This is a genomic window from Pseudomonas sp. LBUM1646 (assembly GCF_059716165.1).
In genome coordinates, this window is record NZ_CP166810.1 from 5,995,601 (window position 1) to 6,008,103 (window position 12,503).

The window sequence follows — 12,503 nt, forward strand, 5'->3', positions numbered from 1 at the left end:
TTTTTTTAAAAACATCACAACGTAGGGAGTCTGGCCGTCTGGCCGCCGGATCAATTCCTTGTGGGGTATTGATCTGGATCAAGCAACGTTGAAAGAGTAGTCCCATTTTAGACGATGGACGGTGTGGTCTTTTGCCGCGTGACAGGTTGCCTCACGACCCTTATGTCGCAGCCGCCGCCCTCCTGTAGCAGCTGGCGAAGCCTGCGTTCGGCTGTGCAGCAGTCGTTAGTCCTGCCACCTCGGTCTAGCAGACGTACCGTGTTGTCTGGTTTTACGACTGCTGCGCAGCCGAACGCAGGCTTCGCCAGCTGCTACAAGGAATAGCATGCACCGGTGTCTTGATCGATGCTTAGCTACCTAAAATTCTTGTCAGCGCAACTTCTTGTTACAGCTTGGTGATAATCTCGACCTTCACCTCGCTCAAGACCTGCCTTCAGATGCCCAGCCAAGCGCCCCTGCTGTTACGTCATCACCGCCCTTTCATCGCGTTCTGGCTGGCCCGGGTATTTACCGCCAGCGGTTTCCAGATGCTCACCGTGGCCATCGGCTGGAATCTGTACCAATTGACCGGCAACGTGCTGGACCTGGGCCTGGTGGGGTTGGTCGAGTTCGCCCCGCGAGTGCTGTTCATGCTGCACACCGGGCATGTCGCGGACCGTTACGACCGGCGCAAGATCGCGGCGATCTGCCAGTCCCTGCAAGCCTTGATCGCCCTTTCCCTGGCCATCGGCAGCGCCACCGATCACGTCACCCGGGAAATGATCTTCATCCTCGCGTTCCTGCTCGGTGCCGCGCGCTCGTTCGAGATGCCGACCACCCAGGCCCTGCTGCCGAGCATCGTGCCCAGTGCACTGTTCCCCCGCGCGGTGGCCGCTGCCCAATCGGCGCAGCAATCGGCCACTATCGTCGCTCCGGCACTCGGCGGTTTGCTTTACGCGTTCGGCAGCGTCTGGGTCTATGGCCCCACGGTCGTTCTGTACATCATCGCCTGCTCGCTGATGCTCAACCTGCCAGCCCGGCAAACGCCGCTGAACAAGGGCAAGGCGACCATGGATTCGCTGCTGGCCGGCATTCGTTTCATCCGCAGCCGCCCGGACATTCTCGGGGCGATTTCCCTGGATCTGTTCGCCGTGCTGCTGGGTGGCGCGACGGCGTTGCTGCCGGTATTCGCCAAGGACATTCTGCTGACCGGCCCCTGGGGCCTCGGCCTGCTGCGTTCGGCGCCAGCGGTGGGCGCGCTGCTGATGTCGCTGTTCCTGGCGCGATTTGCCGTGGAGCGCAAGGTCGGACGGGTGATGTTCACCGCTGTCGGCATCTTCGGCGTGGCCACCATCGCGTTCGGCTTGTCCACGTCGTTCTGGTTCTCGCTGGCGGTGCTGGTGGTACTGGGCGCGGCGGACATGATCAGCATGGTGATCCGCGCCTCCTTCGTGCAACTGGAAACCCCGGATGAAATGCGCGGCCGGGTCAGCGCCGTGAACGGACTGTTTATCGGCGCTTCGAACCAGTTGGGCGAGTTCGAATCCGGCCTGACCGCCCACTGGTTCGGCACCGTGCCGGCCGTGGTCATGGGCGGCATCGGCACACTGGTGGTGACCGGGACCTGGATCAAACTGTTCCCGACCCTGGCCAACCGCGACCGCATGCATGTGGCGGTCGAAGAGGCGAAGGTCTAGAGCAACTTGTCCAGGGTGACGGGAAAGTCCCGCACCCGTTTGCCGGTGGCGTGATAAATCGCATTGGCCACCGCCGCTGCCACGCCGACGATGCCGATCTCGCCGACGCCCTTGGAACCCAGGGCGTTGACGATCTCATCGTTTTCTTCGACGAACAGCACTTCAATGTCGCCGATATCAGCGTTTACCGGAATGTGGTACTCGGCGAGGCTGTGATTCATGTGACGGCCCAGTGCATGGTCGGTTTGCGTCTCTTCGTGCAACGCCATGCCGATGCCCCACACCACGCCGCCGAGAATCTGGCTGCGGGCCATTTTCGGATTGACCACCCGGCCCGCAGCGATTGCGCTGACCACTCGGTTGACCTTCACCGTGCCTAAATCTTCATCCACCAACACTTCGACGAATACCGCCGAGTGGGTGGCTGTGGCGTAGGCCTCGCGTTTTTTGTCGGGTTCGGCGTCTATCTGAACATCCAGGGTTTCTTCGCCGCTGTCTCTTGCAAGTTCGGCCAGCGATACCCGCGCGTCACCGAAGGACAACTGCCCTTCTTCGAACGTCGCCTGTTCCAGAGTGACACCGCCGAAAGCCGGATAGGTCTGGCGTGCCACCGCTAACAGTTTTTCCTTTAATGCTTCGCAAGCCTGCTGCACGGCGGTTCCGACCGACGACACGGTAAACGAACCACCTTGCAACGGCGCCGTTGGTAATGAAGAGTCACCGAGGACAAAGGTGACGTCCTTGTGCGAAACGCCTGACGCCTGGGCGGCGATTTGCGTCATCACGGTGTAGGTTCCGGTGCCGATATCCGTGGTCGCACTGCTGACCGTCAACTGACCGTTGTGATCGAGACTGGCCTTGGCGCTGGCCTTCATCTGCATCGCTTCCCAGACGCCGCCGGCCATGCCCCAGCCCACCAGTTGCCGGCCCTGGCGCATGCTGCGAGGTTCTGCATTACGCTTGTCCCAGCCAAAATGGCTGGCGCCCTGGGCATAGCATTCGCGCAGCTCTTTGCTGGAATACGGTTTGTCTTCGTTCTGATTGCGCTCGGCGTAGTTGATCAAACGCAGCTGAATCGGATCGATCGCCAGTGCGCAGGCCAGTTCGTCCATCGCACATTCGAGGCCAATCAACCCCAGCGCCGCACCCGGCGCACGCATGTCCAACGGCGTGAACACGTCGAGTGGCAACAGTTTGTAGGTCAGTTGCACGTTGTCGCAGTGGTAGAGCATGCCGCTCCACTCCACCACATGTTCGGTGAAGTCCTCGAAACGCGAGGTCTGGCCGATGGCCGTGTGCGCTACCGCGAGCAAACGCCCATTGGCTGCAGCGCCCAATTGCAGACGCTGCAAGGTGCGGGGGCGATAGCCGAAAGTGAACATCTGCTGGCGGGTCAATGTCACGCGCACTGAACGCTTGAGGTGCAGCGCCGCCATCACCGCCAGCGGCAGCTGATATTGCGGCCGCAGGCCGGAACCGAACGCACCACCGACATAGGCAGCGAAAATTCTGACCTGCTCTTTCTCCAGGCCAAAGACCTTCTGCACGTAGGACTGACAGTTCTGCGGACCTTGGGTCTTGTCATGGATGTGCAGACTGCCATCCGCCTGGAACAGCACCGTACTGGCGTGGGGTTCCATCGGGTTGTGGTGTTCGATGGGCGTGCTGTAGCTCAGATCCAGGCTCATGGCCGCACCGGCAAACTCGGCCTGAAAATTCCCACGGGGCTTGGGGACTTCGGCCGGCGCCGGATGGGCTTCGCCCTGCAAGATCAGCAGATCGGTCTGATGCGGCTCGGTTTCGTATTCAATCTTTACCAATGAGCCGGCATACCGCGCCAGTTCAAGATTATCCGCGACCACCAGTGCCAACGGCTGACCGCTGTACAGCACCCGATCGTTGTACAACGGGCGAAACGGCGAGCCCTCGGCCGAGTCGGCGTCTTCGTAGTCTTTGTCATAACTGGCGATCGTCGGGCGGTTGCGGTGATCGATCACCGCAACCACGCCAGGCAGCGCGAGCGCTTCAGACGCATCAATGCTGATCACTCGACCGCGGGCAATGCGACTGGACACCACGCTGCCATGCAGCAGGCCGTCCTCGGGAAACTCACCGGCATAGCGTGCCTGGCCGGTTACCTTGAGATGGCCGTCAACGCGATCCAGTGGCTGACCCATCGGCTTGGTGAAGGTATTCATCAGGCTTGCCCTCCCTGCGCGGCATCGCTCAGGGCGCGGACAATCGCGCGGCGTGCCAGGGTGACTTTGAAAGCGTTGTGTTCGAGGGGCTGCGCGTTTTGCAGTAAAGCGTCGGCAGCGGCGGCGAAGGTTTCGCGGCTGGCCGCTTTGCCCACCAACCAACGCTCTACAGCTTCGTCACGCCACGGTTTGTGGGCCACCCCACCGAGGACGAGACGTGCCTCGCGAATCACTGGCCCGGTCATTTCCAGCGCGGCAGCCACCGAAACCAGCGCGAATGCGTAGGACGCACGGTCGCGAATCTTCAGGTAACGACTGTGTTCGGCGAAACCGGCGGCGGGCAGTTCAATGGCGGTGATCAGTTCATCGTCGGCCAATTGGTTGTCGCGCTCGGGGTTGTCCCCAGGCAGGCGATGAAAGTCAGAAAATTCGATGGTTCTTGCGCCATTGCGACCTTGCACATGCACCACCGCCTCCAACGCAGCCAGTGCCACGCACATATCGGACGGATGCGTGGCCACGCAGTGCACGCTGGCGCCAAAGATCGCGTGAATCCGGTTCAATCCGTCCCGCGCCGGACAACCGCTGCCGGGCTCGCGTTTGTTGCACGGCACATTGGCGTCGTAGAAGTAGTAGCAACGCGTGCGTTGCAGCAGATTGCCGCCGGTGCTGGCCATGTTGCGCAATTGCGGCGAGGCCCCTGCCAGAATGGCTTGGGACAACAGTGGATAGCGTTGCTCGACCACCGGGTGCCAGGCCAGGTCGGCGTTGCTCACCAAAGCACCGATCATTAGCCCGCCCTTTTTCGTTTCAGTGACTTCACGCAACGGCAGCCCGGTGATGTCGATCAGATGTTCGGGGCGAGTGAGGTTTTCCTTCATCAAATCCAGCAGATTCGTACCGCCGGCAATGAAGCGCGATGCCGGGCCGGCGAGATGGACGGCGTCCTGCACCGAATCCGGTTTGCTGTAATGGAACGGATTCATTGGTCGCCTCCTTGCTGGCAGGCGGGCAACGCTTCTTCAATGGCATCGCGGATATTGCTGTAGGCGCCACAACGGCAGAGGTTGCCGCTCATCAGTTCCTTGATCTGTTCCGTGGTCTGCGCGCGCCCCTCATTCACCAGCCCCACCGCCGAACAAATCTGCCCTGGCGTGCAATAGCCACATTGAAAGGCGTCGTGCTTGATGAAGGCTTGCTGCATCGGGTGCAGTTGTTCGCCGTCGGCCAGGCCTTCGATGGTGGTCAGCTCGGCGCCGTCGCACATCACCGCCAGGGTCAGACAGGCATTCACCCGCTTACCGTTGAGCAATACCGTGCAGGCGCCGCACTGACCGTGATCGCAGCCCTTTTTGGTGCCGACCAGGTCCAGTTGCTCGCGCAGCAGATCCAGCAATGTGGTCCAGGGCAACACCTCAAGCTGCCGCGCCTGGCCGTTGAGCCTCAGGCGTAGCGGATGACGGGTGAATAACGACGGCGCAGCGTCGGGAGTGGTCGCGCTCATAAACACCTCACGGTTGGTCGTACGTTCGCGGCGTTTTGGCAAACCGCCGTCATTAAGGGGTACGACTTCGAGGGTGTGATGGGCGTTCAAAGGAATTGATCTGTGGTGCGGGAGTTTGGGCCTGCTTCGCAGGCCAGCGGGAGCAAGCTCCCTCGCCACAGGTTTACCGCTAAACCAACAACTCCCCCGCCACTGCCGCTCTAATGGCTTTACCGCAAAGCTGTTCCACCAGCGCCAGCGCAAACAGCAACGCGGCGCCCGAGCCTTGGGCAGTGATGCAATTGCCATCGACCACCACCGGTTGATCGACGAAGTTGCAGCCTGACAGTTGATTACTGACGGAAGGTAGGCAGGTCATGCGGCGCTGACGTAAGACACCAAAGGCTTGCAGCGCCAATGCCGGTGCTTCGGCGATGCCGGCGAACAGGCGCCCGGCTGCGGCCTGGTCCTTGATCAATTGTTCCAGCGGTTGATGCGCCGCCAGGTGTTGCGCGCCAACGGCACCGCCGGGCAGGGCAATCAGGTCGAACGGTTGGGCCAGCAAATCCACCAGCATCGCGTCGGCGGTCAGGCGAGTACCACGGGCGCAGGTGAGCATGCGCCGCCCTTCGATGCTGGCCACCACCACTTCGACTTGCGCGCGGCGCAGCACATCGACCAGGGTCACGCATTGCAGGTCATCGATGCCCTCGGCGAGGGTAATCAGAGCTCTAAAGGTCATGGGCACGGTCCACGGAATGATCCCTAAAGCGTAGACAGCTTTAGTGCCCCCTGTTCGCGCCTGCCGTTACTTGATGTAAAGCTGCGTCGAAATCGTGTTGCCCGGCGCGTTGATCGAGGTGTTGCTGAAGGTGAACGTTCCTTCCTGCTTGTCGCCCAGGTCATAGATGTACAACGTGCCGACGATCCTTGTCTCGGTTCGGGTGCATTCGGTCGGGTTGCCATTACCGAAGGCGCAGACCTTTTGCTGCGCCCCGGCGACGTTGAAACCGTCGAGCGCCACCCGGGGTGCGCGTCCGTAGCCCATTTCCAGCACGTAGACCTTGATGTTCGCTCCGCCGTGATCGCACGTCGTGCGCTCTTGTCCGGCAGAAATATTTTCAATCCCGCACGCCGCCGACTGGACCTTGAGTACCTGAACGTTGGTCAACGGCGGTGCCGACGCCGCCAAAACGGCGGGCACGCTGGCCATAAACGCGAAAAACAGCCCCAACGACCGAACGATGTTGCGCTTGATGCCCACCATGACCACTCCCCCAAAACAGGCGCGCAGTATGGCGCAGTTCAGCGAACGGCAAAACATCGCCGACGATCGCAGCCATTCCCCCACGCGGCTGGTATGATGCGCGGCTTTTTCCGACCCACAGAAAATTCCAGGTGCCTTGGGCAGTCTGTGCTTTGCTGTTGAGGTCGATACATTCACGGCGCTCTGCGCGCCACGGGGAGCAGACATGCTGGAAAGGCTGTTTCAACTCAAGGCACATAACACCAACGTGCGCACCGAGATTCTGGCGGGCGTCACGACCTTCCTGGCCATGGCCTACATTCTGTTCGTCAACCCGAGCATTCTCGGCGAGACCGGCATGGACAAGGGCGCGGTGTTTGTCGCCACCTGCCTGGCGGCCGCTATTGGCTCGACGGTGATGGGCCTGATCGCCAACTACCCGATCGCGCTCGCGCCGGGCATGGGCCTGAACGCGTTCTTCACTTATACCGTGGTCCTGCACATGGGCCATACCTGGCAAGTGGCGCTGGGTGCGGTGTTTATCTCGGCGGTGCTGTTCTTCCTGCTGTCGATCTTCCGCATTCGCGAATGGATCATCAACAGCATCCCGTTGCCGCTGCGTTCGGCGATTGCCGCCGGTATCGGTCTGTTCCTGGCCCTGATCGCCCTGCACAACGCCGGCATCGTGGTTAGCAACCCGGCGACCATGGTCGGCATCGGCGACTTGAAACAACCGGCTCCGATTCTCGCGACCCTGGGCTTTGCCCTGATCGTCGCCCTCGAAGCCCTGAAGGTTCGTGGTGCGGTACTGATCGGCATCCTGGTGGTAACCATCGCTTCCATCGCGCTGGGCTTCACCCCGTTCGGCGGCGTGATGTCGATGCCACCTTCGCTGGCCCCGACCTTCCTGCAACTGGACATCAAGGGCGCACTGGACATCGGTCTGGTCAGCGTGATTTTTGCCTTCCTGTTCGTCGACCTGTTCGACAACTCCGGCACCCTGATCGGCGTCGCCAAGCGCGCCGGCCTGATGGGCAAGGACGGCCACATGCCGAAAATGGGTCGTGCACTGATCGCCGACAGCACCGCGGCCATGGCCGGTTCGCTGTTGGGCACTTCGACCACCACCAGCTACATCGAATCCGCAGCCGGCGTCAGCGCCGGTGGCCGCACCGGTTTGACCGCCGTGGTGGTGGCGATTCTGTTCCTGCTGGCGCTGTTCTTCTCGCCACTGGCCGCCAGCGTCCCGCCGTTTGCCACCGCTCCGGCGCTGCTGTTCGTCGCCGTACTGATGACATCCGGCCTGGCCGAAATAGACTGGGACGACATCACCGTTGCCGCACCGGTCGTGGTCACCGCCCTGGCCATGCCGTTCACATATTCCATCGCCAACGGCATCGCCTTCGGTTTCATTTCCTGGACCGTGATCAAGTTGCTGTCCGGCCGCGCCCGTGAGCTGAACCCGGCGCTGGTGATTCTGTCGATTCTGTTTGTGATCAAGTTGGGTTGGTTCAACGCATGACTTTTGATTCCCAGGCCTACGCCGTACAGCTCGAAGAAAAGGTCACGCGCTTGCGTGACCTGCTGGCCCCGTTCGGTGCGCCAGAACCTGCCGTGTTCGACTCGCCACTGAAGAACTTTCGCCTGCGCGCAGAGTTTCGCCTGTGGCGCGAAGCCGGCGAGCGTCACTACGCGATGTTTTCCCAGGAAGACAAACGCACGCCGATCCTGATCGAAGCGTTCCCGATCGCCAGCCTGCGCATCAATGAATTGATGCCGCAGCTCAAAGCCGCGTGGCAAGCCAGTGCGGCCCTGAGCCACAAGCTGTTCCAGGTGGAGTTCCTGACCACGTTGGCCGGCGACGCGATGATCACCCTGTGCTATCACCGCCCGCTGGACGAGCACTGGCACACCGCCGCGTCGAAACTGGCGGCGGACCTCAACGTCAGCATCATAGGTCGCTCCAAGGGCAAGCGCGAAGTCATCGGCCACGATTACGTGGTCGAGCAGTTCGAAGTCGGCGGTCGCACCTTCAGCTACCGCCAACCGGAAGGCGCGTTCACCCAGCCCAACGGCACTGTGAACCAGAAGATGCTCAACTGGGCCTACGACGCCCTCGGTGATCGCACCGACGATTTGCTGGAGCTGTATTGCGGCAACGGCAACTTCACCCTGCCCCTCGCCACCCGCGCGCGTAAAGCGTTGGCCACTGAAATCAGCAAGAGCTCGGTCAACGCGGCGTTGAGCAACCTGAGCGAAAACGCTGTGGACAACGTTACCCTGGTGCGCCTGTCCGCCGAAGAACTGACCGAAGCCTTGAACGAAGTGCGGCCGTTCCGCCGCCTGCACGGCATCGACCTCAAGAGCTACGAGTTCGGCAGCGTGTTCGTCGACCCGCCGCGCGCCGGCATGGACCCGGACACCTGCGAACTGACTCGACGTTTCGACAACATCCTCTACATCTCTTGCAACCCGGAAACCCTGGCAGCCAACATCGCCCAACTGCACGACACCCACCGCATTACCCAATGCGCGATGTTCGACCAGTTCCCGTGGACCCATCACATGGAATCCGGGGTGTTGTTGACCCGGCGTTGATTGCAGGTGCCAGATACAAATCAGCCGTCTTGATGACGGCTTTTTTGTGGGCCGGCTTCGCTGCCCAGTGGGAGCAAGCTCCCTCGCCACAGGTTCGGTGTGATACATAAGAACCGGACATTTCATTCGATCCCCGGCGTAACCAATCATGCAACGACACTTCGACGATCTTCAGCTCGGCAGCATCGAACTGTTTTGCCTGGCTGCCGAGGCTGGCAGCTTTACCGCCGCGGCGTTGGTGGCCGGAGTCACGCCGGCGGCGGTGAGCCGTTCGGTGTCGCGCATGGAGGAACGCCTGGGCGTGCGGCTGTTCGCCCGTACCACCCGCAGCGTCAAGTTGACTGACAGTGGTCGTCGTTATTACGAGGAATGCCGTCAGGCGTTGGCGCAATTGGTGGAAGCGCAAAGGGAGGTCATGGGCCAGCAGCAGGAACCGTCCGGCACCTTGCGCATCAGTATTCCTACGACCTACGCCCATCACCGGATTCTGCCGCTGCTGCCTGAGTTTCGCGCGCGTTTTCCGGCGGTGAAGGTCGAGGCGCACATCAGTAATCGCAACATCGATTTTGTCGGCGAAGGTTATGACATGGCGATCCGTGTTCGGGCGATTCCGGATTCCGGTTTGATTGCGCGGCCGCTGGAAGACGCGGCGCTGGTGATGATCGCCAGTCCCGATTACCTGAAGCGCGCCGGCGTGCCGCAAACCCTCGACGATCTTCAGCAGCACGAATGCATCCAATACGAACTGCCCAGCAGCGGTCGGCGAATTGCCTGGTTGTTCAATGACAACGGCGTACCCCAGGAGATTCTCGCCGAGGGCAGTCTCAGTTGTTCCGACGATGTGTTGGGTGGCGTAACCCTGGCGAAGCATGGCGCCGGATTGTTTCAGACCTATCGCTTCATCGTCGAAAACGAGTTGGCCGATGGCTCGCTGGTGGAGGTGCTCAAGCCCTATGGCGGACGCTCGCGGCCCTTCACCCTGCTCTATCCGCAGAGTCGGCATGTGCCGTTGCGGTTGAGGGCATTCATTGATTTTCTGGTTGAGCATTTGCCTCGTTAAGAAACAACCGTCCGATCACCGAACACAAAAACCCGCCACTTCACCTCTTCAATTGACCAAAGTAACCAGCTAGTACAATTTATCTCCACAGGCTGGATCCTACAGCCAAAGCCAAAAACAATAAGTGGAGAGACCCCGATGCCCCCTATCGTTCTGGTGCTCAACGGCCCGAACCTGAACCTGCTCGGCACCCGTGAACCGGCGACCTACGGCCACGAAACCCTGGCCGATATTTCTGCGTTATGCGGGCGCTCTGCCGAAGAGTTCGGCCTGGCCGTGGAGTTTCGCCAGACCAACCACGAAGGCGAATTGCTCGACTGGATTCACGCCGCTCGCGGGCGTTGCGCCGGGATCGTCATCAACCCGGCGGCCTGGACCCACACCTCGGTGGCGATTCGCGACGCCTTGGTGGCCAGTGAACTGCCGGTGATCGAAGTTCACCTGTCCAACGTTCACGCACGCGAACCATTCCGCCACCACTCCTTTGTCTCGGCCATCGCCACCGCAGTGATGGCCGGTTTCGGTAGCCACGGCTATCGTTTGGCGCTGGAGCATTTCAGCCAACGCTTGAAGGGATGAGCGCCATGACACATAACACTGTCGTACTGGCCGGGCTGATCGGCGCCGGCATTCAGGCATCCCGCACGCCGGCGCTGCACGAGCATGAAGGCGATACCCAGGGGCTGCGTTATCTCTATCGCTTGATCGACCTCGACCTGTTGCAGCTCGACCTCAACGCCCTGCCCGATCTGCTGATGGCCGCCGAACGCATGAACTTCACCGGGCTGAACATCACCTTTCCGTGCAAGCAGGCAATCATCCCGCTGCTCGACGAATTGTCCCCGGAGGCTCGCGGCATTGGCGCAGTCAACACGGTGGTGCTCAAGAATGGAAAACGCATCGGCCACAACACCGACTGCCTGGGTTTTGCCGAAGGTTTTCGTCGGGGCTTGCAGGACGTTGCCCGTAAGCGTGTCGTCCAAATGGGCGCCGGTGGCGCGGGTGCCGCAGTGGCCCACGCGTTATTGAGCGAAGGCGTCCAGCAACTCAGCATTTTCGACGTGGATGAGGGCCGGGCACAGGCGCTGGCGAACAATCTCAATCAGCATTTTGGTGCGGGTCGGGCGGTGGCTGGCCATGATCTGGCGAGCACGCTGGCGGCGGCCGACGGTCTGGTGAACACCACGCCGATGGGCATGAAGAAGCTGCCGGGCACGCCGGTGCCGGTGACGTTACTGAGGGTTGAATTGTGGGTGGCGGAGATTGTGTATTTCCCGCTGGAGACCGAACTGCTGCGCAACGCCCGCGCCTTGGGATGCCGGACGCTGGATGGCGGCACCATGGCGGTGTTCCAGGCGGTGAAGGCATTTGAGTTGTTTAGTGGGGTGGTGCCGGATGCGCAGCGGATGCTGGCGCATTTTCAGAGCATGAATGGTTGAACGGTCGGAGGGGGCTGCTTCGCAGCCCAGCGGGAGCAAGCTCCCTCACCACAGGTCAGGCCTGCAAGTACCGCAAAACCGACTCGCAAATCATCGCCCGATGACGCTGCTTGATGCCTTCATCCGGCAAGTCGACCTGAAAAATCTCACCCAGCGTATGGCGGTTCGACACGCGATAGAAGCAGAACGAACTGATCAGCAAGTGCACGTCAAGCGGTTGAAGCCCCGCCCGGAATACACCCTCTTCAACGCCGCGACGCAGGATCTCGCCCAGCGAATCGAGGATGGTGTTGTTCATCGCCCTGATCGCATCGGAGCGCTTCACATACTCGGCGTTGTGGATGTTCTCAATGCTGACGATCCGCACGAAATCGACGTTGCGGTCATGGTGATCAAAGGTGAATTCCACCAGCCGCCGAATCGCTTCCACCGGCGCCAGTTCGGCCAGGTGCAGACGGTTTTCCGTGCTGCGGATATCGCCGTAGAGTTTCTCCAGCACCTCGACGTACAGCTGTTCCTTACTGCCGAAGTAGTAATAGATCATGCGCTTGGAGGTGTGGATACGCTCGGCGATCGCATCGACGCGAGCGCCGGAAAGCCCTTGCTGGACGAACTCGACAATCGCTTCTTGAAGGATGTTCTCGCGGGTCTTTTCCGGGTTGTTCTTGCGACTCTTGCGAGGCTCGACAAGCGGCTCGCCGGAGGCGATGGGGCGTTCTGAGATTATTGTCATTGCGGGCTCACGGCCATCACTGCACAGGCTGGCGATTATGGGCCGCGCCGCACAGTGAAGGAAGCCGCGC

12 protein-coding genes are annotated in these 12,503 nt (G+C 61.0%); 6 read left to right on the top strand and 6 right to left on the bottom strand.

The window, feature by feature from the left end:
• Positions 1-437: 437 nt before the first annotated feature.
• Entirely contained in the window at positions 438-1,676 is a 1,239-nt protein-coding gene (locus tag ACA071_RS27360) for an MFS transporter (RefSeq protein ID WP_497641923.1), read from the top strand.
• Here the strand turns inward: ACA071_RS27360 and ACA071_RS27365 are convergent.
• The 5 genes from ACA071_RS27365 to ACA071_RS27385 all read right to left on the bottom strand — a co-directional run bounded on the left by ACA071_RS27365 (position 1,673) and on the right by ACA071_RS27385 (position 6,570).
• Positions 1,673-3,874 carry a xanthine dehydrogenase family protein molybdopterin-binding subunit gene (locus ACA071_RS27365; RefSeq protein WP_497641924.1) on the bottom strand — a complete coding sequence of 734 codons (2,202 nt, stop codon included), beginning with the start codon at positions 3,872-3,874 and terminating at the stop codon, positions 1,673-1,675. The two genes, ACA071_RS27360 and ACA071_RS27365, sit on opposite strands and share 4 nt — an antisense overlap.
• Positions 3,874-4,860 carry an FAD binding domain-containing protein gene (locus tag ACA071_RS27370; protein WP_497641925.1) on the bottom strand — a complete coding sequence of 329 codons (987 nt, stop codon included), beginning with the start codon at positions 4,858-4,860 and terminating at the stop codon, positions 3,874-3,876. Before ACA071_RS27370 ends, ACA071_RS27365 begins: the two co-directional genes overlap by 1 nt.
• The gene (locus ACA071_RS27375; RefSeq protein WP_497645396.1) at positions 4,857-5,378 is read right to left on the bottom strand and encodes a (2Fe-2S)-binding protein; all 522 of its coding nucleotides are present in this window, start codon (positions 5,376-5,378) and stop codon (positions 4,857-4,859) included. Before ACA071_RS27375 ends, ACA071_RS27370 begins: the two co-directional genes overlap by 4 nt.
• A 169-nt stretch (positions 5,379-5,547) precedes the next feature.
• Positions 5,548-6,099 carry a DJ-1 family glyoxalase III gene (locus ACA071_RS27380; RefSeq protein ID WP_497641926.1) on the bottom strand — a complete coding sequence of 184 codons (552 nt, stop codon included), beginning with the start codon at positions 6,097-6,099 and terminating at the stop codon, positions 5,548-5,550.
• Positions 6,100-6,165: 66 nt separating this feature from the next.
• On the bottom strand, positions 6,166-6,570 hold the full coding sequence (locus ACA071_RS27385) for a DUF4879 domain-containing protein (RefSeq protein WP_497645397.1): 405 nt from the start codon (positions 6,568-6,570) through the stop codon (positions 6,166-6,168).
• A gap of 259 nt (positions 6,571-6,829) precedes the next feature.
• On the opposite strand from ACA071_RS27385, the gene ACA071_RS27390 reads away from it, so the two are divergent.
• The 5 genes from ACA071_RS27390 to ACA071_RS27410 all read left to right on the top strand — a co-directional run bounded on the left by ACA071_RS27390 (position 6,830) and on the right by ACA071_RS27410 (position 11,700).
• Positions 6,830-8,125, top strand: a complete 1,296-nt coding sequence (locus ACA071_RS27390; protein WP_497641927.1) for an NCS2 family permease — start codon at positions 6,830-6,832, stop codon at positions 8,123-8,125.
• Complete coding sequence (trmA, locus tag ACA071_RS27395) at positions 8,122-9,201, top strand: tRNA (uridine(54)-C5)-methyltransferase TrmA (RefSeq protein ID WP_497641928.1); 1,080 nt, start codon at positions 8,122-8,124, stop codon at positions 9,199-9,201. Before ACA071_RS27390 ends, trmA begins: the two co-directional genes overlap by 4 nt.
• Positions 9,202-9,349: 148 nt before the next feature.
• Positions 9,350-10,261 carry a LysR family transcriptional regulator gene (locus ACA071_RS27400; RefSeq protein ID WP_169372965.1) on the top strand — a complete coding sequence of 304 codons (912 nt, stop codon included), beginning with the start codon at positions 9,350-9,352 and terminating at the stop codon, positions 10,259-10,261.
• A gap of 138 nt (positions 10,262-10,399) precedes the next feature.
• Positions 10,400-10,840: a type II 3-dehydroquinate dehydratase gene (aroQ, locus tag ACA071_RS27405; protein WP_497268510.1), complete on the top strand. Its 441-nt coding sequence runs from the start codon at positions 10,400-10,402 to the stop codon at positions 10,838-10,840.
• Between the two features lie 5 nt (positions 10,841-10,845).
• Positions 10,846-11,700: a shikimate dehydrogenase gene (locus ACA071_RS27410; protein ID WP_497641929.1), complete on the top strand. Its 855-nt coding sequence runs from the start codon at positions 10,846-10,848 to the stop codon at positions 11,698-11,700.
• 55 nt (positions 11,701-11,755) lie between these two features.
• On the opposite strand, the gene ACA071_RS27415 is transcribed toward ACA071_RS27410, so the two are convergent.
• Positions 11,756-12,433 (bottom strand): TetR/AcrR family transcriptional regulator, encoded by a 678-nt coding sequence (locus ACA071_RS27415; RefSeq protein WP_497641930.1) that lies wholly within the window; start codon positions 12,431-12,433, stop codon positions 11,756-11,758.
• Between the last annotated feature and the right edge of the window lie 70 nt (positions 12,434-12,503).

Excerpts from the sequence above, each read along its gene's own strand:
- ACA071_RS27370 (WP_497641925.1), bottom strand. The coding sequence starts at position 4,860 with ATGAATCCGTTCCATTACAGCAAACCGGATTCGGTGCAGGACGCCGTC.
- ACA071_RS27375 (WP_497645396.1), bottom strand. The coding sequence starts at position 5,378 with ATGAGCGCGACCACTCCCGACGCTGCGCCGTCGTTATTCACCCGTCAT.
- ACA071_RS27365 (WP_497641924.1), bottom strand. The coding sequence starts at position 3,874 with ATGAATACCTTCACCAAGCCGATGGGTCAGCCACTGGATCGCGTTGAC.
- ACA071_RS27360 (WP_497641923.1), top strand. The coding sequence starts at position 438 with ATGCCCAGCCAAGCGCCCCTGCTGTTACGTCATCACCGCCCTTTCATC.
- aroQ (WP_497268510.1), top strand. The coding sequence starts at position 10,400 with ATGCCCCCTATCGTTCTGGTGCTCAACGGCCCGAACCTGAACCTGCTC.
- ACA071_RS27390 (WP_497641927.1), top strand. The coding sequence starts at position 6,830 with ATGCTGGAAAGGCTGTTTCAACTCAAGGCACATAACACCAACGTGCGC.
- ACA071_RS27410 (WP_497641929.1), top strand. The coding sequence starts at position 10,846 with ATGACACATAACACTGTCGTACTGGCCGGGCTGATCGGCGCCGGCATT.
- ACA071_RS27380 (WP_497641926.1), bottom strand. The coding sequence starts at position 6,099 with ATGACCTTTAGAGCTCTGATTACCCTCGCCGAGGGCATCGATGACCTG.
- trmA (WP_497641928.1), top strand. The coding sequence starts at position 8,122 with ATGACTTTTGATTCCCAGGCCTACGCCGTACAGCTCGAAGAAAAGGTC.
- ACA071_RS27400 (WP_169372965.1), top strand. The coding sequence starts at position 9,350 with ATGCAACGACACTTCGACGATCTTCAGCTCGGCAGCATCGAACTGTTT.
- ACA071_RS27415 (WP_497641930.1), bottom strand. The coding sequence starts at position 12,433 with ATGACAATAATCTCAGAACGCCCCATCGCCTCCGGCGAGCCGCTTGTC.
- ACA071_RS27385 (WP_497645397.1), bottom strand. The coding sequence starts at position 6,570 with ATGGCCAGCGTGCCCGCCGTTTTGGCGGCGTCGGCACCGCCGTTGACC.